Source organism: Pseudomonas sp. M2, from assembly GCF_015751845.1.
Lineage (GTDB): Bacteria > Pseudomonadota > Gammaproteobacteria > Pseudomonadales > Pseudomonadaceae > Aquipseudomonas > Aquipseudomonas putida_E.
This window is the reverse complement of sequence record NZ_JADOUD010000001.1, coordinates 4,374,021-4,398,348: the sequence shown is the minus strand read 5'-3', so window position 1 is coordinate 4,398,348 and position 24,328 is coordinate 4,374,021. Positions and strand designations below refer to the sequence as shown.

The 24,328-nt window shown below is 61.6% G+C and carries 27 protein-coding genes, 1 tRNA gene and 1 pseudogene; 19 read left to right on the top strand and 10 right to left on the bottom strand.

Translation table 11 applies throughout. From position 1 onward, the window contains the following. Window positions 1-128: 128 nt before the first annotated feature. From IWW33_RS20350 to IWW33_RS20330, 7 genes are all read left to right on the top strand, one after another. Window positions 129-398: a DUF3077 domain-containing protein gene (locus tag IWW33_RS20350; RefSeq protein WP_012315232.1), complete on the top strand. Its 270-nt coding sequence runs from the start codon at window positions 129-131 to the stop codon at window positions 396-398. A gap of 440 nt (window positions 399-838) precedes the next feature. After that, a complete protein-coding gene (locus IWW33_RS20345; protein WP_174142238.1) occupies window positions 839-1,081 on the top strand; it encodes a hypothetical protein in 243 nt (80 codons plus the stop codon). A 150-nt stretch (window positions 1,082-1,231) separates the two neighbouring features. Beyond that, entirely contained in the window at window positions 1,232-1,501 is a 270-nt protein-coding gene (locus tag IWW33_RS20340) for a DUF3077 domain-containing protein (protein ID WP_012315234.1), read from the top strand. Window positions 1,502-1,940: 439 nt separating this feature from the next. Next, on the top strand, window positions 1,941-2,183 hold the full coding sequence (locus IWW33_RS26705; RefSeq protein WP_231386172.1) for a hypothetical protein: 243 nt from the start codon (window positions 1,941-1,943) through the stop codon (window positions 2,181-2,183). 150 nt (window positions 2,184-2,333) lie between these two features. Continuing rightward, on the top strand, window positions 2,334-2,603 hold the full coding sequence (locus IWW33_RS20335) for a DUF3077 domain-containing protein (RefSeq protein ID WP_012315234.1): 270 nt from the start codon (window positions 2,334-2,336) through the stop codon (window positions 2,601-2,603). Between the two features lie 439 nt (window positions 2,604-3,042). After that, window positions 3,043-3,285, top strand: a complete 243-nt coding sequence (locus tag IWW33_RS26700) for a hypothetical protein (protein WP_231386172.1) — start codon at window positions 3,043-3,045, stop codon at window positions 3,283-3,285. Between the two features lie 150 nt (window positions 3,286-3,435). Then, window positions 3,436-3,705: a DUF3077 domain-containing protein gene (locus IWW33_RS20330; protein WP_012315232.1), complete on the top strand. Its 270-nt coding sequence runs from the start codon at window positions 3,436-3,438 to the stop codon at window positions 3,703-3,705. 128 nt (window positions 3,706-3,833) lie between these two features. Here IWW33_RS20330 and IWW33_RS20325 read toward each other — a convergent pair. Continuing rightward, window positions 3,834-3,921: transfer RNA gene (locus tag IWW33_RS20325), tRNA-Ser, on the bottom strand. A gap of 134 nt (window positions 3,922-4,055) precedes the next feature. Between IWW33_RS20325 and IWW33_RS20320 the strand changes: the two genes are divergently transcribed. From IWW33_RS20320 to IWW33_RS20285, 8 genes are all read left to right on the top strand, one after another. After that, window positions 4,056-4,727 (top strand): Bax inhibitor-1/YccA family protein, encoded by a 672-nt coding sequence (locus IWW33_RS20320; RefSeq protein ID WP_012315235.1) that lies wholly within the window; start codon window positions 4,056-4,058, stop codon window positions 4,725-4,727. A 222-nt stretch (window positions 4,728-4,949) separates the two neighbouring features. Further along, window positions 4,950-6,329: a uracil-xanthine permease family protein gene (locus tag IWW33_RS20315; RefSeq protein ID WP_174142239.1), complete on the top strand. Its 1,380-nt coding sequence runs from the start codon at window positions 4,950-4,952 to the stop codon at window positions 6,327-6,329. Between the two features lie 85 nt (window positions 6,330-6,414). Further along, window positions 6,415-6,807 (top strand): sulfurtransferase complex subunit TusD, encoded by a 393-nt coding sequence (gene tusD / locus IWW33_RS20310; RefSeq protein ID WP_174142240.1) that lies wholly within the window; start codon window positions 6,415-6,417, stop codon window positions 6,805-6,807. A 1-nt stretch (window position 6,808) separates the two neighbouring features. After that, window positions 6,809-7,168 carry a sulfurtransferase complex subunit TusC gene (gene tusC / locus IWW33_RS20305; RefSeq protein WP_174142241.1) on the top strand — a complete coding sequence of 120 codons (360 nt, stop codon included), beginning with the start codon at window positions 6,809-6,811 and terminating at the stop codon, window positions 7,166-7,168. Beyond that, on the top strand, window positions 7,168-7,464 hold the full coding sequence (tusB, locus tag IWW33_RS20300) for a sulfurtransferase complex subunit TusB (RefSeq protein ID WP_119687450.1): 297 nt from the start codon (window positions 7,168-7,170) through the stop codon (window positions 7,462-7,464). Before tusC ends, tusB begins: the two co-directional genes overlap by 1 nt. Next, the gene (locus tag IWW33_RS20295; protein ID WP_174142242.1) at window positions 7,461-7,796 is read left to right on the top strand and encodes a TusE/DsrC/DsvC family sulfur relay protein; all 336 of its coding nucleotides are present in this window, start codon (window positions 7,461-7,463) and stop codon (window positions 7,794-7,796) included. The genes tusB and IWW33_RS20295 overlap by 4 nt, the downstream gene beginning before the upstream one ends. Further along, window positions 7,793-8,797 (top strand): glycosyl transferase family protein, encoded by a 1,005-nt coding sequence (locus tag IWW33_RS20290; protein ID WP_115274338.1) that lies wholly within the window; start codon window positions 7,793-7,795, stop codon window positions 8,795-8,797. The genes IWW33_RS20295 and IWW33_RS20290 overlap by 4 nt, the downstream gene beginning before the upstream one ends. A 92-nt stretch (window positions 8,798-8,889) precedes the next feature. Continuing rightward, complete coding sequence (locus IWW33_RS20285; RefSeq protein ID WP_196914333.1) at window positions 8,890-9,846, top strand: glutathione S-transferase family protein; 957 nt, start codon at window positions 8,890-8,892, stop codon at window positions 9,844-9,846. 117 nt (window positions 9,847-9,963) lie between these two features. On the opposite strand, the gene cysG is transcribed toward IWW33_RS20285, so the two are convergent. From cysG to IWW33_RS20255, 6 genes and pseudogenes are all read right to left on the bottom strand, one after another. Next, window positions 9,964-11,358 (bottom strand): siroheme synthase CysG, encoded by a 1,395-nt coding sequence (gene cysG, locus IWW33_RS20280; protein WP_115274337.1) that lies wholly within the window; start codon window positions 11,356-11,358, stop codon window positions 9,964-9,966. Further along, complete coding sequence (gene serS / locus IWW33_RS20275; RefSeq protein WP_046788260.1) at window positions 11,359-12,639, bottom strand: serine--tRNA ligase; 1,281 nt, start codon at window positions 12,637-12,639, stop codon at window positions 11,359-11,361. A 30-nt stretch (window positions 12,640-12,669) separates the two neighbouring features. Beyond that, window positions 12,670-12,840: pseudogene (locus IWW33_RS20270) on the bottom strand (CrcB family protein); the annotation flags it as partial. 32 nt (window positions 12,841-12,872) lie between these two features. Further along, a complete protein-coding gene (locus tag IWW33_RS20265; RefSeq protein ID WP_115274336.1) occupies window positions 12,873-14,198 on the bottom strand; it encodes a replication-associated recombination protein A in 1,326 nt (441 codons plus the stop codon). Window positions 14,199-14,210: 12 nt separating this feature from the next. After that, window positions 14,211-14,846 (bottom strand): outer membrane lipoprotein chaperone LolA, encoded by a 636-nt coding sequence (gene lolA / locus IWW33_RS20260; RefSeq protein ID WP_012315247.1) that lies wholly within the window; start codon window positions 14,844-14,846, stop codon window positions 14,211-14,213. A gap of 62 nt (window positions 14,847-14,908) precedes the next feature. Next, the gene (locus IWW33_RS20255; protein ID WP_174142243.1) at window positions 14,909-17,368 is read right to left on the bottom strand and encodes a DNA translocase FtsK; all 2,460 of its coding nucleotides are present in this window, start codon (window positions 17,366-17,368) and stop codon (window positions 14,909-14,911) included. Window positions 17,369-17,748: 380 nt separating this feature from the next. Here IWW33_RS20255 and aat point away from each other — a divergent pair, with 380 nt between their 5' ends. The 3 genes from aat to infA all read left to right on the top strand — a co-directional run bounded on the left by aat (window position 17,749) and on the right by infA (window position 19,514). Next, window positions 17,749-18,429: a leucyl/phenylalanyl-tRNA--protein transferase gene (aat, locus tag IWW33_RS20250; RefSeq protein WP_125923910.1), complete on the top strand. Its 681-nt coding sequence runs from the start codon at window positions 17,749-17,751 to the stop codon at window positions 18,427-18,429. 56 nt (window positions 18,430-18,485) lie between these two features. Continuing rightward, window positions 18,486-19,193, top strand: a complete 708-nt coding sequence (locus tag IWW33_RS20245; RefSeq protein ID WP_046788264.1) for an arginyltransferase — start codon at window positions 18,486-18,488, stop codon at window positions 19,191-19,193. A 102-nt stretch (window positions 19,194-19,295) separates the two neighbouring features. Next, entirely contained in the window at window positions 19,296-19,514 is a 219-nt protein-coding gene (gene infA / locus IWW33_RS20240) for a translation initiation factor IF-1 (protein ID WP_002553999.1), read from the top strand. A gap of 83 nt (window positions 19,515-19,597) precedes the next feature. Here the strand turns inward: infA and clpA are convergent, their stop codons facing one another. Together clpA and clpS are read right to left on the bottom strand one after the other, a co-directional pair. After that, window positions 19,598-21,868 (bottom strand): ATP-dependent Clp protease ATP-binding subunit ClpA, encoded by a 2,271-nt coding sequence (gene clpA / locus IWW33_RS20235; RefSeq protein ID WP_046788265.1) that lies wholly within the window; start codon window positions 21,866-21,868, stop codon window positions 19,598-19,600. Between the two features lie 30 nt (window positions 21,869-21,898). Beyond that, entirely contained in the window at window positions 21,899-22,261 is a 363-nt protein-coding gene (gene clpS / locus IWW33_RS20230; RefSeq protein WP_012315251.1) for an ATP-dependent Clp protease adapter ClpS, read from the bottom strand. Window positions 22,262-22,491: 230 nt separating this feature from the next. Between clpS and cspD the strand changes: the two genes are divergently transcribed. Then, complete coding sequence (gene cspD / locus IWW33_RS20225) at window positions 22,492-22,743, top strand: cold shock domain-containing protein CspD (protein WP_046788266.1); 252 nt, start codon at window positions 22,492-22,494, stop codon at window positions 22,741-22,743. Window positions 22,744-22,814: 71 nt separating this feature from the next. Here cspD and icd read toward each other — a convergent pair whose 3' ends face one another. Further along, complete coding sequence (icd, locus tag IWW33_RS20220; protein ID WP_012315253.1) at window positions 22,815-24,071, bottom strand: NADP-dependent isocitrate dehydrogenase; 1,257 nt, start codon at window positions 24,069-24,071, stop codon at window positions 22,815-22,817. Window positions 24,072-24,328: the final 257 nt, after the last annotated feature.

Below are 24,328 nucleotides of genomic sequence, written 5' to 3'. Positions count from 1 at the left end.
GGCTGGCTCTATCGCCGGTACGCCGGCTGCCACAGGTGCGCGGCATTGAGTGAGGCCGGTGTCGCGACAAAGGGCGCAGCTTACCCGCGAAGGTGCCCGCCCAGGCCCTGGATGCTTGGGAGAGATCAATGACTAGCGATGAGCCGAACGTAAAAACCACTGTGGGCAAGACCACGTTCTTTCAAGGTGAGAACCAGACCCATCCACTGTTTCGCATCGAAGCCGGCATTCCCTGCCAGGATGCCCGGGAGCAAGCTTCGGAACTGATGGGTTATGTGCGGGAATTGACGGTCATCGGTGTGATGGATGAGAAACCGATGATGGTCTGGGCAGCGCATTACCTGAGTGCGTTGGCCAAGGCGCTGATGGATGATGCCGAGTTGGGGATGATGCGCTGATATCCTGATGTGCCAGGCGGTACGCCAAATGCGTCCGCCTCCGCAATGAAATGGCTGTATTGGCAGCCTCAAGCTCTGTAAATGAGCGTAACTGTAGATGCCAATGGATACCAGGCGCGATACCGGTTTGTCTTTGTGTCAGAAAATCAGATTTTTTCCCTTTCTTGTAGTCCATTTCCCAAACATACTTCAGGCGCCTATTTTCCGTTGCGGTCGCCCTGCTGGCGCTCTAGTCTCGGCCTGTTGCTGCACATCAGCGACACGGCTTTGACAGGCCGTAACGGTTTAAGCACATGGCTTTCCTTCTATGGTGGCTGTGCGTGGGGCACGCTTGCGTGCGCCGGAACTTTGCTTATTCCGCCGGTCTGTCAACCCACGTACAGCTGCCACCCTTCTGTTTGACAGCGGCGAGGTGACGGCATCCATAGAGGTAATAAGCGATGTTGAAGATGGTTCCCGATCCACCCCACGCCCTTCACTCTCTAGAAGATACGCTCATCCAGGCCGCAGACTTCGCTAACTGCGCGCTAGCTGTTACGCATCAGGCGATACTGGTTCAGCCGCGGTCGCCTGCGTCGGCCCTGATGATGGCGTCGACCCATGAACTCGAGTCGCTGCGTGTGCTGCTCGAGGCGGCATTGATTCAGGTCCAGATGCCGGCTGAGCCGCGAACGCTGCACTAAATCGACAACCCTGTGTTGCCTGGGCTGGCTCTATCGCTGGCAAGCCGGCTGCCACAGGTGCGCGGCATTGAGTGAGGCCGGTGTCGCGACAAAGGGCGCAGCTTACCCGCGAAGGTGCCCGCCCAGGCCCTGGACGCTTGGGAGAGATCAATGACCAGCGATGAGCCGAACGTAAAAACCACTGTAGGCAAGACCACGTTCTTTCAAGGTGAAAACCAGACCCATCCACTGTTTCGCATCGAAGCCGGCATTCCCTGCCAGGATGCGCGTGAGCAAGCTTCGGAACTGATGGGCTATGTGCGGGAATTGACGGTCATCGGTGTGATGGATGAGAAACCGATGATGGTCTGGGCAGCGCACTACCTGAGTGCGTTGGCGAAGGCACTGATGGATGATGCCGAGTTGGGGATGATGCACTGATTCCCTGACGTGCCAGGCGGTACGCCAAATGCGTCCGCCTCCGCATTGAAATGGCTGTATTGGCAGCCCCCAAACTCTGTAAATGAGCGTAACTGTGGATGCCAATGGATAACAGGCGCGATACCGGTTTGTCTTTGTGTCAGAAAATCAGATTTTTTCCCTTTCTTGTAGTCCATTTCCCAAACATACTTCAGCCGCCTGTTTTCCGTTGCGGTCGCCCTGCTGGCGCTCTAGTCTCGGCCTGTTGCTGCACGTCAGCGACATGGCTTTGACAGGCCGTAACGGTATGTAGGTAGGCAGCGCCTTCAATGGCGGCTGTGTGTGGGGCACGCTTGCGTGCGCCGGAACTTCCTATGTCCGCCGGTCTGTCAACCTGCACACAGCTGCCACCCAAACTGTTTGACAGCAGGATAGGTGCGCTTCCTTTGGAGATATAGGAATGTTAAAGATAGTCCCTGATCCACCCCACACCCTTCACTCTCTCGAAGATACGCTCATCCAGGCCGCAGACTTCGCTAACTGCGCGCTAGCCGTTACGCATCAGGCAATGCTGGTTCAGCCGCGGTCGCCTGCGTCGGCCCTGCTGATGGCGTCGACACATGAACTCGACTCGCTGCGTGTGCTGCTCGAGGCGGCATTGATTCAGGTCCAGATGCCGACTGAGCCGCGAACGCTGCACTAAGTCGACAACCCTGTGTTGCCTGGGCTGGCCCTATCGCCGGCAAGCCGGCTGCCACGGGTGCGCGGCATTGAGTGAGGCCGGTGTCGCGACAAAGGGCGCAGCTTACCCGCGAAGGTGCCCGCCCAGGCCCTGGATGCTTGGGAGAGATCAATGACTAGCGATGAGCCGAACGTAAAAACCACTGTAGGCAAGACCACGTTCTTTCAAGGTGAAAACCAGACCCATCCACTGTTTCGCATCGAAGCCGGCATTCCCTGCCAGGATGCCCGGGAGCAAGCTTCGGAACTGATGGGCTATGTGCGGGAATTGACGGTCATCGGTGTGATGGATGAAAAACCGATGATGGTCTGGGCAGCGCATTACCTGAGTGCGTTGGCCAAGGCGCTGATGGATGATGCCGAGTTGGGGATGATGCACTGATTCCCTGACGTGCCAGGCGGTACGCCAAATGCGTCCGCCTCCGCATTGAAATGGCTGTATTGGCAGCCCCCAAACTCTGTAAATGAGCGTAACTGTGGATGCCAATGGATAACAGGCGCGATACCGGTTTGTCTTTGTGTCAGAAAATCAGATTTTTTCCCTTTCTTGTAGTCCATTTCCCAAACATACTTCAGCCGCCTGTTTTCCGTTGCGGTCGCCCTGCTGGCGCTCTAGTCTCGGCCTGTTGCTGCACGTCAGCGACATGGCTTTGACAGGCCGTAACGGTATGTAGGTAGGCAGCGCCTTCAATGGCGGCTGTGTGTGGGGCACGCTTGCGTGCGCCGGAACTTCCTATGTCCGCCGGTCTGTCAACCTGCACACAGCTGCCACCCAAACTGTTTGACAGCAGGATAGGTGCGCTTCCTTTGGAGATATAGGAATGTTAAAGATAGTCCCTGATCCACCCCACACCCTTCACTCTCTCGAAGATACGCTCATCCAGGCCGCAGACTTCGCTAACTGCGCGCTAGCCGTTACGCATCAGGCAATGCTGGTTCAGCCGCGGTCGCCTGCGTCGGCCCTGCTGATGGCGTCGACACATGAACTCGACTCGCTGCGTGTGCTGCTCGAGGCGGCATTGATTCAGGTCCAGATGCCGACTGAGCCGCGAACGCTGCACTAAGTCGACAACCCTGTGTTGCCTGGGCTGGCCCTATCGCCGGCAAGCCGGCTGCCACGGGTGCGCGGCATTGAGTGAGGCCGGTGTCGCGACAAAGGGCGCAGCTTACCCGCGAAGGTGCCCGCCCAGGCCCTGGATGCTTGGGAGAGATCAATGACTAGCGATGAGCCGAACGTAAAAACCACTGTAGGCAAGACCACGTTCTTTCAAGGTGAAAACCAGACCCATCCACTGTTTCGCATCGAAGCCGGCATTCCCTGCCAGGATGCCCGGGAGCAAGCTTCGGAACTGATGGGCTATGTGCGGGAATTGACGGTCATCGGTGTGATGGATGAAAAACCGATGATGGTCTGGGCAGCGCATTACCTGAGTGCGTTGGCCAAGGCGCTGATGGATGATGCCGAGTTGGGCATGATGCGCTGAGAAAGAGGCACGACACGAGATGTGTAGACAAAGCATTTCCCGCCTTTAACTTAAAGGCTCACGCCTATCGGCATCCCCAACCCCAGAAACGCAAAAGCCCCGAATAATCGGGGCTTTTGCTGAGAATATGGCGGAAGCGTAGAGATTCGAACTCTAGGATAGTTGCCCATCGACGGTTTTCAAGACCGTTGCCTTAAACCACTCGGCCACGCTTCCAGCTCGTTTTGCGGCCGCCATAATACCGTAATGAAACACGCTGTCAAACTCTCTATGTCGCCGGTTGCAGGAGCTCTGATAGACTCCTAGCATCTGAACGTTCCAAAACCACAGGTTTACCAAGGAGTGTCGCCATGCGCGAACAGGATTATGCCGTACACAGCGGCCAACAGGTCGAGCAGCGCGAGGTCAGCAAGGTCCTGCGCAACACCTACAGCCTGCTGGCACTCACCCTCGCCTTCAGCGGTGTCATGGCTTTCGTTGCCCAGCAGATGCGTGTCGGCTACCCGAACATCTTCGTCGTGCTGATCGGCTTCTACGGCCTGTTCTTCCTCACCAACAAACTGCGTGATTCGGTCTGGGGCCTGGTTTCCACCTTCGCTCTCACCGGCTTCATGGGCTTCATCCTCGGCCCAATCCTCAACCGTTACCTGGGCATGGCCGGTGGCGCTGAGGTGGTCAGCTCGGCCTTCGCCATGACGGCCCTGGTGTTCGGTGGCCTGTCGGCTTATGTGCTGATCTCGCGCAAGGACATGAGCTTCCTCAGCGGTTTCATCACCGCCGGCTTCTTCGTCCTGCTGGGCGCCGTAGTAGCAAGCTTCTTCTTCCAGATCAGCGGCCTGCAACTGGCGATCAGCGCTGGCTTCGTGCTGTTCTCGTCGGTCTGCATCCTGTTCCAGACCAGCGCGATCATCCACGGCGGTGAGCGTAACTACATCATGGCGACCATCAGCCTTTATGTATCGATCTACAACCTGTTTGTCAGCTTGCTGCAACTGTTCGGCATCATGGGTCGCGACGACTGATACCGGTTGCTTGAGCCCGTTGAAAAAGCCCGCTTCGGCGGGCTTTTTTGTGCGTACGTGCAGGCCTGTATCCTGTAGCCCACCCTTTCCGCGCCAGCTGACCTAAAAGTCAGGTTATTACCCGAATGCTCGCCGATCTTGCTGCCATCGTGCGCGCCACTACCGCAATCCCCCTTCACCCCGTAGAATGCGCTCCTTTTTTCTTCCGGGGCAGCTTCACCGATGAGCTCACACGAACACAGCCCGGGCGCGGATGCGCCTGCCAACGAACTGGTGCTTGGCCTCGAGGACAAGCCACGGCTGCTTATCGGCCTGCTGGCGGCGCTGCAGCACCTGCTGGCGATCATCGTGCCGATCGTGACCCCGGGCCTGCTGATTTGCCAGGCGTTGGGTGTTTCGGCGCGTGATACCAACCTGATCGTGTCGATGTCGCTGGTCATCTCGGGTATCGCCACCTTCGTGCAGTGCAAGCGGTTTGGGCCGTTTGGCGCGGGCTTGCTGATCGTGCAGGGCACCAGCTTCAACTTCGTCGGCCCACTGATTGCCGGTGGTGCGCTGATGGTCAAACAGGGTACGCCTGTCGAAAGCGTGATGGCAGCGATCTTCGGCGTGGTGATCGCCGGCTCGTTCGTCGAGATGGGCGTGTCGCGCATCCTGCCCTTCGTCAAGCGTCTGATCACGCCGTTGGTGACGGGCATTGTGGTGCTGATGATCGGCCTGACCCTGATCAAGGTCGGTTTGATCAGCATGGGCGGCGGCTTTGGCGCCATGGCCAATGGCACCTTCGCCAATGGTGAGAACCTGCTGCTGTCGGGCGTGGTGCTGGCAATCATCGTCATCCTGAACCGCATCCCGGTGGTGTGGATGCGCAGCTGCGCCATCGTCATCGCCCTGGCGGTGGGTTACGCCCTGGCGGGTTACCTCGGCCGGCTGGACTTCACCGGCATGCATGAAGCTGCACTGTTCCAGGTACCGACGCCGCTGCACTTTGGCCTCGGTTTCTCGTGGGCGCTGTTCATCCCGATGCTGGTGATCTACCTGGTGACCTCGCTCGAAGCCATCGGCGACGTTACAGCCACCAGCAAGGTCTCGCGCCAACCGGTCGAAGGCCCGGTGTGGATGCAGCGCATCAAGGGCGGCGTGCTGGTCAACGGCGCCAACTCGCTGCTGGCGGGCCTGTTCAACACCTTCCCCAGCTCGATCTTCGCGCAGAACAACGGCGTGATTCAGCTGACCGGCATCGCCAGCCGTCACATCGGTATCTGGATTGCCGTGATGCTAGTGGTACTGGGCTTGTTCCCGAGTGTTGCCGGCGTGATTCAGGCTGTGCCTGAGCCTGTGCTGGGCGGCGCGGCCATGGTCATGTTCGGTGCCGTGGCCGCTTCGGGCATCAACATTCTGGCCAGCACGCGCCTGGACCGCCGTGCACTGCTGATCATCGCCGTGTCGTTGGCGTTGGGCTTGGGCGTGGCCCAGGTTCCGGAGTTCCTGGCGCACATGCCGGCGGCCATTCGCAACGTACTGGAGTCGGGCGTTGCCACCGGTGGCATCTGCGCCCTGGTGCTGAACTGGTTCCTGCCAGAGAGCAAGGAACACACCTGATAGCCCCTCCCCGGCCAACCAGCCCGCGCCCACCCGCGCGGGCTTTTTGCTTTATCATGGCCGCATTCCTTTACACGAGTTGCCCATGAAATTCGCTATCGCGGTTTTTTCCCCGGCCCATGCGCCCTCCTCGCGGCGCGCCTTGCGCTACGCCGAGGCGGTGCTGGCCGGCGGGCATGAGATTGCCCGGTTGTTCTTCTATCAGGACGGTGTTCACAGCGCCTCGGCCAACGTGGTCGCGCCCCAGGACGAACAGGACATCGCCGCCCAGTGGCGCGCTTTTGTCGAGCAGCACCAGCTGGACGCCGTGGTGTGCATCGCCGCTGCCTTGCGCCGCGGCGTGCTCGATGAGACCGAAGCCAGCCGCTACCAGCGCCAAGCGGTGAACCTGCCCAAGCCGTGGGAGCTCTCCGGCCTGGGCCAATTGCATGAAGCGGCACAGCTGGCCGACCGCCTGGTCTGCTTTGGAGGCGATTGAAATGGCCAAATCCCTGTTGATCATCAGCCGCCAGGCGCCCTGGACCGGCCCGTCTGCCCGCGAAGCGCTGGACATCGCATTGGCCGGCGGCGCTTTCGATCTGCCACTGGGCATGCTGTTCCTCGATGACGGCGTGTTCCAGCTTGCCCCTGATCAGCAACCGGTTGCCGTGCAACAAAAGAATCTGGCCGCCAACCTGCAGGCACTGCCGATGTTCGGTGTGGAGGAGCTGTTCGCTTGCCAGCACAGCCTGGCCCTTCGCGGGCTTGCTGCCGACACCCTGGCCCTGCCCGTTGAGGTGCTGGACGACGCGGCCCTGAAGGCACTGATTGCCCGTTTCGACCAAGTGGTGACGCTCTGATGCCGACCTTGCATGTGATATCCCACTCGCCCTTCGGCGATGATCGCCTGGGCAGCTGCCTGCGCCTGCTCGGCGGCGAAGATGCCTTGCTGCTGTGCGGCGATGCGGTTTATGCCCTGCGTGACGGCAGCGAACCACAGCGCCTGCTGCAGGCGGCAGCGCTGGAGCAACGCCTGTTCGCCCTCGACGAAGACCTGCAGGCGCGCAGCGTCAGCAGCGGGCTGGCAAAGACCGTGGACTACCCAGCGTTCGTCGCGTTGTCGTTGCACTATGACAAGGTCAACAGCTGGCTATGAACACCTTGACCATAGACAACCAGGCAATCGTCCTGGACAAGGACGGCTTTCTGGTCGACCTGCAAGACTGGTCCCACGCCGTCGCCGAGGCACTGGCCGCGCGCGAAAGCATTGCCCTGACCGCCGAACACTGGGAAGTGCTTGAACTGCTACGCCAGTTCTATGAGGAATTCCAGCTGTCTCCGGCCACGCGCCCGCTGATCAAGTACACAGCGCTAAAGCTGGGCCCTGAAAAGGGCAACAGCCCGCACCTCAACCGCCTGTTCAACGGCACCCCCGCCAAACTCGCCGCCAAGCTGGCGGGCCTGCCCAAGCCGACCAATTGCATATGACAGACGCTCGCCCGCTCACCCTTCAAACCCCGGCCGAACACCCGTTCGCCGAATTCGTGCGCATCCTTGGCAAAGGCAAACGCGGTGCCCGCAGCCTCACCCGTGAGGAAGCCCGAGCCGCCATGGCCCTGCTGCTTGAAGGCAAGGTTGAAGACACTCAGCTCGGTGCCTTCCTCATGTTGCTGCGGCACAAGGAAGAGAGCGCCGAGGAGCTGGCCGGCTTCACCGAGGCCCTGCGCGCCCAACTGCATGCACCACGCATCGCTGTCGACCTGGACTGGCCCAGCTATGCCGGCAAGAAGCGCCACCTGCCCTGGTTCCTGCTGGCCGCCAAATGCCTGGCCGCCAACGGCGTGCGCATCCTGATGCACGGTGGTGGCGCCCACACCGCCGGGCGCATGTACACCGAGCAATTGTTGGCCCTGCTGGACATTGCGCTGTGCCGCGATTGGTCTGCTGTCGAGCAAGCACTGGACCAGCAACGCCTGGCGTTTTTCCCGCTGCACGATTGGGCCCCGCAACTGCAGCGCATGATTGACCTGCGCAACATACTTGGCCTGCGCTCCCCCATCCATTCGCTGGCCCGCGTGCTCAACCCGCTGAGCGCCCGCTGCGGCCTGCAGAGCATCTTCCACCCCGGCTACCAGGCCGTACACCGCGAGGCCAGCCGGCTGCTGGGTGACCATGCGGTGGTCATCAAGGGCGATGGCGGCGAAATCGAAGTCAACCCGGATGTCATCAGCCACCTGTACGGCACCAGCGCAGGTGAAAACTGGGACGAAGAGTGGCCGGCGCTGAGTGAGCGGCGCCATGTAAAACCTGCAAGCCTGCAGCCCGAACAACTGCTGGCGGTTTGGCGTGGCGAGGCTCAGGACAGCTATGGGGAAATGGCCGTGGTGGCGACCATGGCCCTGGCGTTGCGCGGCTTGGGGCAGGACCGGGAGCAGGCGTTCGCGACCGCACGCGGCTATTGGGGCGCTCGAAACCAATCGAATAACTAGATCATTTTTGCGCAGTCTTTGCGCTATTTATTCGAACGCTTTGCCCTAGACTGGGCTCCAACGACAAACAACTTTGTTCCGAGGAGCTCACCATGGGCCTTTTGATCGACGGTCGCTGGCACGACCAGTGGTACGAAAACGGCAAGGATGGCGCCTTCAAGCGCGAGAACGCCCAGCGCCGCAATCAGTTGCCCGCCCCCGAAGCCGGTCGCTACCACCTGTATGTGTCGCTGGCCTGTCCATGGGCTCACCGCACCCTGATCGTGCGTGCGCTCAAAGGCCTGGGGCCGCTGATCGATGTGTCGGTGGTCAGCTGGCTGATGCAAGAAAACGGCTGGACCTTCGACCAGCAACAGGGCTCCACGGGCGATCACCTCGACGCCCTAGAATTCATGCACCAGCGCTATACCCAAGATGACCCGCACTACACAGGCCGCGTGACCGTGCCCGTATTGTGGGACAAAAAGGAAAAGCGCATCGTCAACAACGAGTCGGCGGAGATCATCCGTATCTTCAACAGCGCCTTCAACGAACTGACAGGCAATACCCTCGACCTGTATCCGCAGCCGCTGCGCCCGACCATCGAAGCGCTCAATGCACGCATTTACCCAGCGGTGAACAATGGTGTTTACCGTGCAGGCTTCGCCACTACGCAAGAAGCCTACGAGGCTGCGTTCGACGAAGTGTTCAACGAGCTGGACTACCTGGAAGCGCTGCTGGACCGCCAACGTTACCTGGCAGGCGAGCACCTGACCGAGGCCGATGTGCGCCTGTTTACCACGCTGGTGCGCTTCGATGCGGTGTATCACGGCCACTTCAAGTGCAACCTGCGCCGGTTGAGCGACTACCCGAACCTGTCAAACTGGCTGCGTGAGCTGTACCAGTGGCCGGGTGTGGCGCCGACGGTGAACATGGAGCACATCCAGAAGCACTATTACATGAGCCACAAGACCATCAACCCGAACGGAATCGTGCCCAAGGGGCCGCTGCAGGACTTCAATCTGCCGCATGATCGGGAGCGGTTGCCAGGCAAAGGGATCTGGGGCTGAGAAAGTTGGGGCTGCGTTGCAGCCCATCGCCGGCAAGCCGGCTCACACAGGGTGGTGAGCTGCGCAGTACATGTGGGAGCCGGCTTGCCGGCGATGGGCCGCAAAGCGGCCCCGCTATTACTGGTCTTGCTGCGAACCTTCGAACCAGGCCAGCTTTTCGCGCAACTGCACCACTTCCCCGACAATCACCAGGGTCGGCGCATGCACTTCATGCTCGGCCACCAGTGCTGGCAGGTCGGCCAAGGTGCCAGTGAACACCCGCTGATTGCGCGTAGTCCCCTGCTGCACCAACGCCGCCGGCGTGCTCGATGCACGCCCATGGCGAATCAGCTCGGCGCAAATGGTCGGCAACCCTACCAGGCCCATGTAGAACACCAAGGTCTGGTTCGGCGCCACCAGGTCATTCCAAGGCAGGTTGCTGGTACCGTCCTTGAGGTGGCCGGTCACGAAACGCACCGACTGGGCATAATCGCGGTGGGTCAGCGGAATGCCGCCGTAGGCAGAGCAACCACTGGCTGCGGTAATACCGGGCACCACCTGGAACGGGATGCCATGCTCGGCGAGTTCTTCGATCTCTTCGCCACCACGGCCGAAAATGAACGGGTCGCCTCCCTTCAGGCGCAACACGCGCTTACCCTCGCGGGCCAGGTCGACCAGCAGCCGGTTGATCTGGTCCTGCGGCACGGCATGCTCGGCGCGGCGTTTGCCGACGTAGATGCGTTCGGCATCGCGGCGGCACATTTCAATGATTGCCGGCGCCACCAGGCGGTCATACAACACCACATCGGCCTGCTGCATCAGGCGCAAGGCACGGAAGGTGAGCAAGTCCGGATCACCCGGCCCCGCCCCCACCAGATACACCTCACCACCCTGCTGCACCGGCGCACCGTCGACCATGGCCTGCAACAGCCGCTCGGCCTCGGCACCCTGCCCGGCCAGCTGACGCTCGGCGATCGGGCCCTGGAACACGGTCTCCCAGAAGCCGCGCCGCTGATTGACATCCGGGTACAGCGCCTTGACCTTGTGCCGGAAGCGCGCCGCCAAGGCGGCCAGTTCGCCATAAGTGGACGGGATCCAGGTTTCCAGCTTGGCGCGAATCAGGCGCGCCAGCACCGGGGCGTCACCGCCGCTGGATACCGCAACCACCAGGGGCGAGCGGTCGACAATGGCCGGGAAGATCACCGTGCACAGGGCCGGTGCATCCACCACGTTGACCGGCACGCAAAGCGCCTGCGCATCCGCCGACACCTGGGCATTGAGCCCGGGGTCGTCGGTGGCTGCGATCACCAGGCGGCAGCCGACCAGGTCGGCCGCCTGATAACCACGCACCAGGACCTCACCGCCACCTTCACGGGCCAGCGCAGCCAGTTGGCCGTCGACCTCGGGCGCCACCACCCGCAGCGCGGCGCCAGCATCGGCTAGCAGGCGCGCCTTGCGCAAGGCGATCTCGCCGCCGCCGACGACCAGCACGCGGCCGCCCTGCAGCTTGTGGAACAGCGGCAGGTAATCCATTTAGCGGATGACCTCGACACCGCCCATGTAGGGCTTGAGCACTTCCGGCACACGGATGGAGCCATCGGCCTGCTGGTAGTTTTCCAGCACAGCGACCAGGGTACGGCCTACGGCCAGGCCCGAGCCATTGAGGGTGTGCACCAGCTCCGGCTTGCCGGTTTCCGGGTTGCGCCAGCGGGCCTGCATGCGGCGCGCCTGGAAGTCACCACAGTTGGAGCAGGAGCTGATCTCGCGGTACTTGTCCTGGCTTGGCACCCACACTTCCAGGTCGTAGGTCTTCACGGCGCCGAAGCCCATGTCACCGGTGCATAGGGCCAGTACGCGGTAGGGCAGCTCCAGCAGCTGCAACACGCGCTCGGCGTTGGCGGTGAGGCCTTCCAGGGCTTCCATGGACTTGGACGGCTCGACCACCTGGACCATCTCGACCTTGTCGAACTGGTGCTGGCGGATCATGCCGCGCGTGTCACGGCCCGAAGCGCCAGCCTCACTGCGGAAGCACGGGGTGTGGGCGACCAGCTTGAGCGGCAGCTGCTTGGCGTCGATGATCTCGCCGGCCACCAGGTTGGTCAGCGACACTTCAGCGGTCGGGATCAGGTAGAAGTCGGCTTCGCCTTCGCGGGTGATCTTGAACAGGTCCTCCTCGAATTTCGGCAGCTGGCCGGTGCCCTGCAAGGCCGGAGCCTGGACCAGGTAGGGGGTGTAGTGTTCTTCGTAGCCATGCTCACCGGTGTGCAGGTTGATCATGAACTGCGCCAAGGCACGGTGCAGGCGGGCAATCGGGCCGCGCAGCACGGCAAAGCGGGCGCCCGACAGCTTGGCAGCTGCTTCGAAGTCCAGGCCACCGCTGATCTCGCCCAAGGCGACGTGGTCCTTGATTTCAAAATCGAATGCCCTCGGCGTGCCCCAACGGCGCACTTCGACGTTGTCGTCCTCACTGGCACCGACCGGCACGCTAGCGTCCGGCAGGTTGGGGATGGTCAGGACAATGCCATCCAGTTCGGCCTGGATGCCGTCCAGCTCGACCTTGCCAGCGGCCAGCTCATTGGCCATGCGTTCGACGTCAGCCATCAGCGGCGCGATGTCCTCGCCCTTGGCCTTGGCCTGGCCGATCGATTTGGAGCGGGCGTTACGCTCGGCCTGCAGCTGCTCGGTGCGGGTCTGCACCGCCTTGCGGCGCTCTTCCAGCGATTCGATGCGCGCGACATCCAGGCTGAAGCCACGGGAGGCGAGGCGGTCCGCCACTTCCTGAAGTTGGCCGCGTAACAGTTTGGAATCGAGCATGTCGTTCTCTCGTTATGTGTGTAGGTTGGTTCAGAGTCGGGTCAGGGACAGGCCGGCCCAGGTGGCCAGTAGCCCGCCCATCACGCTAATACCGGTATAGCCCACGGCCAGGGGCGCTTGCCCACTTTCCATCAGGCGCACGGTATCGAGCGAAAAAGAGGAAAACGTCGTCAGCCCACCGATGAAGCCGACGATAAGGCCAAAGCGCAGGAACAGCCCATGGAACAGAGCGCTCACGGCTTTCTCCGTTGACGCGGGCTGCTGCGATCAAGGTCGGCCAAGTGACGCAGTTTCTCGCCGATCTTCAGCTCGAGCCCTCGGGGCACGGGCTGATAATACTGGCGTGGCTCGAGCTGATCGGGGAAGTAATCTTCACCCGCAGCATAGGCATCGGGCTCGTCGTGGGCATAGCGGTACTCCTCGCCGTAGCCGAGCTGCTTCATCAGCTTGGTCGGGGCGTTGCGCAGGTGCAGGGGCACCTCCAGCGAGCCGTGCTCGGCGGCTTCGCGCAGGGCAGTCTTGAAGCCCATGTACACGGCGTTGCTCTTTGGCGCGCAGGCAATATAGGTAATGGCCTGAGCCACCGCCAGCTCGCCCTCAGGGCTGCCCAGACGCTCCTGCACGTCCCAGGCCGCCAGGCACAGGCTCAGGGCCCGCGGGTCGGCGTTGCCGATGTCCTCGCTGGCCATGCGCACCACGCGGCGGGCAATGTACAGCGGGTCGCAGCCGCCATCGAGCATGCGCGCGAACCAGTACAGCGCGGCGTCCGGGTTGGAGCCGCGCACTGACTTGTGCAGGGCGGAAATCTGGTCGTAGAAGGCCTCGCCGCCTTTGTCAAAGCGCCGGCGGCTGTCACCGAGCAAGCTCTGCAGCAGGTCTACGCCAATCTCGCCGCCATCTTCGGCCAGGTCCGAGGCGTTTTCGAGGAAGTTGAGCATGCGCCGGCCATCGCCATCGGCGGCGGCCATGAGCATCTTGAAGGCGTCGTCGCCCACGCTCAGGTTGCGCTTGCCCAGGCCGCGTTCTTCGTTGAGTGCGCGGTCGACCAGCTTGCGCAAGGCAGGCTCGTCCAGGCTCTTGAGCACATACACCCGCGCCCGCGAGAGCAAAGCATTGTTCAGTTCGAAGGACGGGTTCTCGGTGGTGGCGCCGATGAAGATCAGCGTGCCGTCTTCGACAAAGGGCAGGAAGGCATCCTGCTGGGACTTGTTGAAGCGGTGCACCTCATCGACGAACAGGATGGTCCGGCGGCCATACTGGCCGGCCTGCTGCTTGGCCACCTCGACGGCCTGGCGGATTTCCTTGACCCCCGCCAGTACCGCAGAAACCGTCTCGAAGTGCGCATCGCAAAACTGTGCCAGAAGCCGTGCGAGCGTGGTCTTGCCCACGCCCGGCGGCCCCCAGAAGATCATCGAGTGCAGCGCACCCTGCTCCAGCGCCTCACGCAGCGGTTTGCCACGCGCCAGCAGGTGCTCCTGGCCGACATACTCGTCCAGGTTGGACGGGCGTAGCCTGGCAGCCAGGGGCTGGGCAACGGGTTCGCTTCGAAACAGGTCCATGGTGCGCTCTGCTTACTCCTTGATGACGTCCGCGCCTTTCGGGATGTCGAACTTGAAGGTGCTGTCCGGCACCGCCTGGTTGGCCTTGACGCCATTGAACAGGATGTTGGTGCGCTGGCCGACGCTGTCGATCAGCTGCATGTCGTTGATCAGGCCACGGCGGAACGACACGCGCAGCGAATCGAACAGGGTGTCCTTGGTCGTTGGCTTGAGGGTGAAGTCCATCACTTCGCCCTGCTCCTTGGAGGTGATGTCGAAGCTCTGGCTGATCTTCGACACATCACCGGACAGCAGCAGCGCCGGGGTCTGGTTCAGGCGCACATCGAGCTTCTTGATGGTGGCCTGCTCCAGGTCAGGGTCCCACAGGGTGACGTTCTTGCCGTCGGACACCACCACCTGCTCCTGGGGTGCATCGGTGTGCCAGTAGAACAGGCCCGGGCGCTTGACCGTCATCTTGCCGGTTGTCTCCTGCAGGCTGGTGCCGCCGGCATCCAGGGTCAGTTGGGAGAAATTGGCCTCGATGGTCTGCGACTTTTCCAGCAACTGGGTCAGGCGCTGCACGTCCTGCTCACCAGCGTGAGCCGACAGTGTGGCCGATAGCGAACCCAGGGTCAGGGCAGAAACCAACAGCATGCGAATCGCGCGCATGTTAATCCTCATTGAGCATTGAAGAAGCCGGGCGCCACCGTCGGCGCCCGGCAAGGTGTTCATCAGTCGCGCGGGCCGCCCGGGGCAATCACTTCCCGCGAGCCGTTGCTGTTCATGGGGGTGACCACGCCGGCCATTTCCATCGCCTCGATCATGCGCGCAGCGCGGTTGTAGCCGATCTTGAGCTTGCGCTGCACGGCCGAAATCGACGCCCGACGGCTTTCGAGGACGAATTGCACCGCCTCATCATACAGCGCGTCGCTTTCCGAATCCTCGTCGCCGCCACCGCCACCACCGCCTTCGAAGCCGCTGCCGGCCTCCTCGACGCCGTTGAGGATGTCGTCGTTGTAGTCCGGGGCGCCACGCAGCTTCCAGGCTTCCACCACGCGGTGCACTTCATCGTCGGAGACGAATGCGCCGTGTACCCGGATCGGCAGGCTGGTACCTGGCGGCATGTAGAGCATGTCACCGTGGCCGAGCAACTGCTCGGCGCCACCTTGGTCGATGATGGTGCGCGAGTCGATCTTGCTCGACACCTGGAACGCCATGCGGGTCGGGATGTTGGCCTTGATCAGGCCAGTGATCACGTCCACCGATGGGCGCTGGGTGGCGAGGATCAGGTGAATACCGGCGGCCCGCGCCTTCTGGGCGATACGGGCGATCAGCTCTTCGACCTTCTTGCCGACGATCATCATCATGTCGGCGAATTCGTCGACCACCACCACAATGGTCGGCAGGGTCTTCAGGGCCGGCGGCTCGTCTTCCATGCTCTCGCGGCGGAACAGCGGATCGTGGATGATCTCGCCAGCCTCCTGGGCATCCTTGATCTTGCGGTTGAAGCCGGCCAGGTTACGCACGCCCATGGCCGCCATCAGTTTGTAACGCCGTTCCATCTCGGCCACGCTCCAGCGCAGCGCGTTGGCGGCGTCCTTCATGTCGGTGACCACCGGGCACAGCAGGTGCGGGATGCCTTCGTAGATCGACAGCTCGAGCATCTTTGGGTCGATCATGATCAGGCGCGCGTCTTCAGGGCCGGACTTGAACAGGATCGACAGGATCATCGCGTTCACACCCACCGACTTACCGGAGCCGGTGGTACCGGCCACCAGCAGGTGTGGCATCTTGGCCAGGTCGGTGATGACCGGCTTGCCGCCGATGTCATGACCCAGGGCCAGGGTGACGGGCGACTTCTGCTCGTCGTACTGCGGCGTCGACAGCACCTCGGAGAAGCGCACCATTTGCCGGTTTTCGTTGGGGATCTCGATACCCACGGTGGTCTTGCCGGGGATGACCTCGACCACCCGCACACTGGTCACGGCCAGCGACCGTGCAAGGTCCTTGGCCAGGTTGGCGATGCGGCTGACCTTGACCCCGGCCGCAGGCTGGATTTCGTAGCGGGTAATGACCGGGCCCGGGTGGATGGAGTCCACCGAGACTTCGACGCCGAATTCCTTGAGTTTGATTTCCAGCAACTGACCGACGCCGGCCAGTGATTCTGGCGAATACTCGATCTTCTTCTGCTCGGCCGGGTCGAGGATGGAGATGGACGGCAAGGTACCTTCCACGGCGCTGTCGACGAACAGCGGCGCCTGCTTTTCCTTCATCACCCGCTTGCTCGGCTCCACTGCCTTGGCCGGCGCTGCCGGCGGCATGATCACAGGGGCAATCGAGGGTTCACGAGGGACAACAGTCTCGCGCGGGGCAATGGGTTCGCGCTGGGCTACGACAGGGCGCGCGGGCGGCTCATCGCGCTCACCGATGCGCTCGCGCAGTTGCGCCTTGGCCGGTTCGCGTTTCTCGGCAGCCGCCGGCGCCGCGTCGAACCTTGGTTCGTCCACCTCGCGCAGCTGCGCCTCCAGGCGTTTGCGCTCGTTGCGCGCCTCCCACCAGCGATTGGCCGCGCCTTGCACGAGCTCGAACAGGTCGAGGGTGATCTTGCCGGTCATGTCCATCACCTTGAACCACGAGAGGTCGGTGAACACGGTCAGGCCGAACAGGAACAGGGCGATGAACATCAGCGTGCTGCCCTGCACGTTGAGCAGGTTGCGCGCCAGGTCGCCGAGGCTTTCGCCCAAGGCACCACCGGCGGAGAACGGCAGGCTCGCCGGGGGGTGGAAATGGATATGCGCCAGAGCGGCACCCGACAGCACCAGGAACACCAGGCCGATGAGGCGCCAGGAGAACAACCAGCCGCTCCACTGCCAGGGTTGATGGCGCTCGCGGAAGATCTGCCAGGTTTTGATGGCCAGCAGTAAAGGGAAGATGTAGGCGAAGTAGCCCAGCACCATGAACATGATGTCGGCGAAGTACGCACCGGCACGCCCGGCAGCGTTCTGCACCTGGTCGACGTTGCTGGTGTGGCTGAAGCCTGGGTCGGAGGTATCGTAGGTCAGCAGCGCCATCCACAAGTACAGGCACAGGGCGCCGACAGCGATCAACGCACCTTCCTTGAGGCGGTAATGCAGCTGCTGCCGCCACAGGGGCACAGGCAGAGGAGCTGGAGTTGCGGTGGATTTCTTCAAAACGCGTCTATTCCTGCGCGTGCTGCGCGTCCAGTAGTGATTGGCCGATAACGGGCCAATGAACCACTACTTTTAACATTACTGCCCGCCGGCCGCCATGGCGGCACGCCCTATGGCGTTTGGGTGGGGGCGACTTTCGTATAGGTGCAATTTGAGCATGCATTTTCTTTTGTGACAAAGGCTTATGCTGTGTTTTTGCACAGGTGTGACAGCAAATGTGCCAGATGGTGCCTGCAACCTCACGATTGTGTAGGAAATTGCCGACCATATCGCCTGACTGAACGCACACGCAGGCAGGCCTGGCCCCACATGGGCCAGCATTGACCCAAAGCGCCCTCCTTGCCATGCTGCCCCTCCCCTCCCCCACCGCACGATAGACCATGCTCACCTGGCTGACTCGCGACTCGCTGACCTTCCCACCCCTGGAAAAGGCCCTGCAGGATCCTAACGGCTTGCTCGCCGCTGGTGGCGACCTCAGCCCCGAGCGCCTGGTGCAGGCCTATCGCCATGGCTGCTTCCCGTGGTACCAGGACGGCCAACCCATCCTCTGGTGGTCGCCCGACCCTCGCACCGTTCTGTTCCCGGACGAGCTGCATGTCTCGCGCTCGCTGGCCAAGCTGTTGCGCCAGGGGCGCTATCAGGTCAGCTTCGACAGCGACTTCCCCGCCGTGATCGACGCCTGCGCGGCACCGCGTGACTACGCGGATGGCACCTGGATCACCGACACCATGCGCAACGCCTACTGCGAGCTGCACCGGCGCGGTATCGCCCATTCGGTGGAGGTGCGCCACAACGGCGAACTGGTGGGCGGCCTGTACGGCCTGGCCATGGGGCGGTTGTTTTTCGGCGAGTCGATGTTCAGCCGCGCCGACAATGCTTCCAAGGTCGGCTTCGTGACCCTGGTCAAGCACCTGCAAGAGGCGGGCTTTGTGCTGATCGACTGCCAGATGCCGACCGAACACCTGCATAGCCTGGGCGCCCGCGCCATCAGCCGCGCCAGCTTCGCCGATTACCTGGCCCACCACCTCGACCAGCCCAACAGTGCCAGCTGGCGCAGCTAGGCGAGTTCCGAGAGCTGGCTTACACTTAAAGCAAAGTCTCACCGAAGGGGTCGACCATGACAGAGTTGGCGCGGTTGAAGTTCTATGCCACTCAGCCCCACTCCTGCAGCTATCTGCCGAACGAGCAGGCGACCACCCTGTTCCTCGACCCCAGCCAGCCGATGGACGTGCATGTGTATGCCGACCTTTCGGAGATGGGCTTTCGGCGCAGTGGCGACCACCTGTACCGCCCACATTGCCAGAACTGCAATGCCTGCGTTCCAGCCCGCATTCCGGCCGCACGCTTCATCCCCAACCGCCAGCAGCGGCGCATCCTCAAGCGCAATGCCGACCTCACCGTGACGGCTGCCCGGCCGGCGTTCAAGGAAGAATATTTCGACCTGTACCGGCGCTACATCGAAACCCGCCATGCCGATGGCGACATGTACCCGCCAAGCCGCGATCAGTTTTCCACCTTTCTGGTGCGCGACTTGCCGTTCTGCTGGTTCTACGAATTCCGCCTGGCAGGCCGCCTGCTGGCGGTGGCGGTGTGCGACCTGCTGCCCAACGGGCTGTCAGCGGTGTACACGTTCTACGAGCCCGACGAAGAACGGCGCAGCCTGGGGCGCTTTGCCATCCTTTGGCAAATCACCGAAGCCCTGCGCCAGGACCTCGAAGCGGTATACCTCGGCTACTGGATCAAGAACTGCAAGAAGATGAACTACAAGACCCAGTATCGCCCGATCGAACTGCTGATCAACCAGCGTTGGGTCACCCTCAACTGAAAGCATTGGCTTGACACACTATTTTCCGGCATAATCCACGCCACTTTTTTGCCCGGTGCGGTTATGCGTCGGGCCAACACTGGACACCGAGGGCTCAACTGCATGTCGAAAGAAGACAGCTTCGAAATGGAAGGTACTGTCGTCGACACCCTGCCCAACACCATGTTCCGCGTGGAGTTGGAAAACGGGCACGTCGTAACCGCGCACATCTCCGGAAAGATGCGCAAGAACTACATCCGTATTCTCACTGGCGACAAGGTCCGCGTCGAGCTGACGCCTTATGACCTGAGCAAGGGCCGCATCACCTACCGTGCGCGCTAAGCTCCAGCCATGAAAAAGCCCGGCCATGTGCCGGGCTTTTTTGTACCCTAAAATTGCTTGGGGCCGCAAAGCGGCCCCTTGCGTCACGCTACTTCTGCCGTAGTCTCGAAGTCGAACACCAACTCGCCATCGCGCAGGTCGATGTGCACCACACCGCCATGCTCGGCCAGCTCGCCAAACAGGATCTCCTCGGCCAGCGGCCGCTTGATCTTGTCCTGGATAAGCCGCGCCATCGGCCGCGCACCCATCTGCACGTCGTAGCCAGAAGCCGCCAGCCAGCCGCGGGCGGCATCGCTGACTTCGAGCAGCACACGCTTGTCTTCCAGCTGCGCCTGAAGCTCGATGAGGAACTTGTCGACGATGCTCTTGATCGTCTCGTGACTCAGGCGGCCGAACTGGATGATTGTGTCCAGACGGTTGCGGAACTCCGGCGTGAAGCTCTTGCGAATGACTTCCATCGCATCGGACGCATGGTCCTGATGGGTGAAACCGATGGAAGCGCGTGCCGCAGTTTCAGCGCCGGCATTGGTGGTCATGATCAGGATCACGTTGCGGAAGTCCGCTTTGCGCCCGTTGTTGTCGGTAAGCGTACCGTGGTCCATCACCTGCAGCAGCAAGTTGAAGACTTCGGGGTGCGCCTTCTCGATTTCATCGAGCAGCAGCACGCAATGCGGCTGCTTGGTGATCGCCTCGGTCAGCAGGCCACCCTGGTCGAACCCCACATACCCGGGAGGAGCGCCGATCAGGCGTGACACAGTGTGCCGCTCCATGTACTCGGACATGTCGAAGCGCACCAGCTCAACGCCCAGTGCCTTGGCCAACTGGCGTGCCGCTTCGGTCTTGCCCACCCCGGTAGGGCCGGCGAACAGGAACGAGCCGACCGGCTTGTCCGGTGCCTTGAGGCCTGCACGGGACAGCTTGATTGCCGTAGCCAGCGAATCGATCGCCTGGTCCTGACCGAACACGGTCAGTTTCAGGTCACGCTCCAGGTTACGCAGCAGCTCCTTGTCGGAGCTGGTGACGTGCTTCGGCGGAATCCGCGCGATCTTGGCCACGATATCCTCGACTTGCGGCACATCGATACGCTTGACCCGATTCGCCTCAGGCTGCAGGCGCTGATACGCACCGGCCTCGTCGATCACGTCGATGGCCTTGTCCGGCATGTGGCGGTCATTGATGTAGCGTGATGCCAGCTCAGCGGCGGCGCGCAGGGCTTCATCGCTGTACTCGATGTTGTGATGGCTTTCAAAGCGCCCCTTGAGGCCGCGCAGAATGCCCACAGTGTCCTCGACGGACGGCTCGCTGACATCCACCTTCTGAAAGCGCCGCGCCAAGGCACGGTCCTTCTCGAAGATGCCGCGAAACTCCTGGAAGGTCGTCGAACCAATGCAGCGAATCTCGCCGGAAGACAGCAGCGGCTTGAGCAGGTTGGACGCGTCCATCACGCCGCCCGACGCAGCACCGGCACCAATGATGGTGTGGATTTCGTCAATGAACAGGATGGCCTGTGGGCGTTTGCGCAGCTCACCGAGCAACGCCTTGAAGCGCTTCTCGAAGTCGCCGCGGTACTTGGTACCCGCCAGCAGTGCGCCAAGGTCGAGGGAATACACCACGCTCTGCGACAGCAGGTCGGGCACCTGGCCATCGACGATGCGTTTGGCCAGGCCTTCGGCGATGGCAGTTTTGCCCACACCAGCCTCACCGACCAACAGCGGGTTGTTCTTGCGCCGACGGGCAAGGATCTGCGCCACGCGCTCGACTTCCTGCTCGCGCCCTACCAGCGGGTCGATCCGCCCAGCGCGGGCCAGTTCATTCAGGTTGCTGGCGTAAGCATCCAGCGGGTTACTCGAGGACGACGTCTCGCCGCCCTCCTCGTCCTGCATTTCCGGGTCGCTGTCGCTGTGCGAGCCGTGGCCCGGCACCTTGGAAATGCCGTGGGCAATGTAGTTGACCACGTCGATACGGGCCACGCTCTGCTGCTTGAGCAGGAACACGGCCTGGCTTTCCTGTTCGCTGAAAATCGCCACCAGCACATTGGCACCGGTGACTTCGCGCTTGCCAGAGCTTTGCACGTGGAACACGGCACGCTGGAGCACACGCTGGAAGCCCAGGGTCGGCTGGGTTTCGCGATCCTCGTCGTTGACGGGAATCAGGGGAGTGGTGGAATCGATGAACTCTTGCAGGTCATGCTTGAGTTTGTCGAGATTGGCGCCACAGGCGCGCAGAACGGTCGCAGCAGCCTCATTGTCAAGGAGTGCCAGCAGCAGATGCTCGACTGTCATGAACTCATGACGCTTCGAACGAGCCTCCTTGAAGGCAAGATTGAGGGTGACTTCGAGCTCGCGGTTTAACATAGCTTCACCTCATACCCAAGTGGTCGGCGATTAACCGTCCTTCTCGATTTCACAGAGTAGCGGATGCTGGCTTTCCCTGGCGTATTGGTTGACCTGCATGGCCTTTGTTTCGGCGATGTCCCGGGTAAACAATCCGCACACTGCCCGCCCTTCGGTATGGACGGTCAGCATGATCTTGGTCGCCAGCTCGCGGTTCAGACTGAAGAACGTTTCGAGCACTTCGACGACGAAATCCATCGGCGTGTAGTCATCGTTGAACAAAACCACCTTGTACATCGGTGGCGCCTGCAGGATCGGCTTGGCTTCCTGTACCGCAAGCCCTGAGCCGTCGTCCTCATTCGATTGCGGGCGATCCTGATTGAATGTTAGTCGAATCTCGCTACGTGCATGCATGGAAAGAATTTCATCATGATCGACAGGTTAAGGTTGTGAGTTGACCGCTCAAGCCGCAGCCCGCGCGAAGACGGGGCGACCTTGACTATCGGCAAAACGGTGTTACAACCAATAAGAACCCACCGTGGTCGATAAAGATCCGCGCAGTCAACCAGATTTTTCGCAAGGTTCGTATGCGGATGAAGTGGATGATACTCCAGTGATGGAGTCCTTTGCAGAGGGACATAGGGATGGCAAGCGGTAAAGTCAAGTGGTTCAACAATGCCAAGGGCTACGGATTCATCAATGAAGACGGCAAAACCGACGATCTGTTCGCCCATTATTCGGCGATCAAGATGGACGGTTACAAAACCCTGAAGGCCGGACAAGCCGTGACTTTCGAGATCGTGCAGGGCCCCAAGGGCCTGCATGCGACCGAGATCGCCAACGCTGTTGCCAGCACCTCAACAGGAGCCTCGCAATCATCGACCGCTGAAGCCTGATCCCTGCTTTGCGTCGGCATACGAAAAAACCGGCCGCCCCACTTAACAGGGGCGGCCGGTTTTCAATTGTTTCACATATGCTTGATCATTTCGTCGCCGAAGCCTGAACTACCCACCAGCTTCGCGCCTTCCATCAGCCGCTCGAAGTCGTAGGTAACCGTCTTGGCCCCGATCGCGCCATTGGTGCCTTTGATGATCAGGTCGGCCGCCTCGGTCCAGCCCATGTGGCGCAGCATCATCTCTGCAGAGAGGATCACCGAGCCCGGGTTGACCTTGTCCTGGCCGGCATACTTGGGCGCAGTGCCGTGGGTGGCCTCGAACATGGCCACGGTGTCGGACAGGTTGGCGCCTGGCGCGATACCGATCCCACCCACTTCCGCCGCCAGTGCATCGGACAGGTAGTCGCCGTTGAGGTTGAGGGTGGCAATCACGTCATACTCGGCCGGGCGCAGCAGGATCTGCTGAAGCATGGCGTCGGCAATGGCGTCCTTGACGATGACCTCGCGGCCGGTCTTGGGGTTCTTGAACTTCATCCAAGGGCCACCATCGAGCAGCTCGGCGCCAAACTCATCCTTGGCCACCTCGTAACCCCAGTCCTTGAAGGCACCTTCGGTGAACTTCATGATGTTGCCCTTGTGCACCAGGGTCAGCGACTCACGGTCGTTGTCCACCACGTATTGCAGGGCCTTGCGCACCAGGCGCTTGGTGCCCTCGCGGGAAACCGGCTTGACGCCGATGCCGCAGTCCTGGTCGAAACGGATCTTGGTGACGCCCATTTCCTCCTTGAGGAACTTGATGACCTTGTTCGCTTCGGGCGAGCCGGCTTTCCATTCGATACCGGCGTAGATGTCCTCGGAATTCTCGCGGAAAATCACCATGTCGACATCGCCGGGCTTCTTGACCGGGCTAGGCACGCCCTCGAACCACAGCACCGGCCGCAGGCACACATAGAGGTCAAGTTGCTGGCGCAGCGCCACATTCAACGAACGGATGCCCCCGCCGACCGGAGTGGTCAGCGGCCCCTTGATCGATACGACATAGTCGCGCACCGCGTCCAGGGTCTCCTGCGGCAGCCAGGTGTCCTGGTCATAGACCTGGGTAGCCTTTTCCCCGGCGTACACCTCCATCCAGGCGATCTTGCGCTTGCCGCCGTAGGCCTTCTGCACGGCAGCGTCCACCACCTTGATCATCACCGGTGAGACATCGACGCCAATGCCGTCGCCTTCGATATAGGGAATGATGGGGTTGTCGGGCACGTTGAGCGAATGGTCTGCATTGACGGTGATCTTGGCGCCGTCGGTCGGAACCTTGATTTTCTGGTATCCCATGCTTGCACTACTCCGCTTTCGGGTGTGATTGGACATCATGCGATCCCACTGAGCCTAAACCACATCTGCCGACCTGCAAGCGCTGCGACATCACGCCACATTGCCGCTACGTCTTTGGTCTTATAAATGGCGCCGATGTCACTTCGCCTTGCTGAATAGCCCGATTGGTTTGATATACTGCGCCGCGACCGAAGGGTCATCGGGGCGAATCCCAGGAAAATGCGGCTCGCCCTCGGCCAGTAACTGGCCAAAAAGCC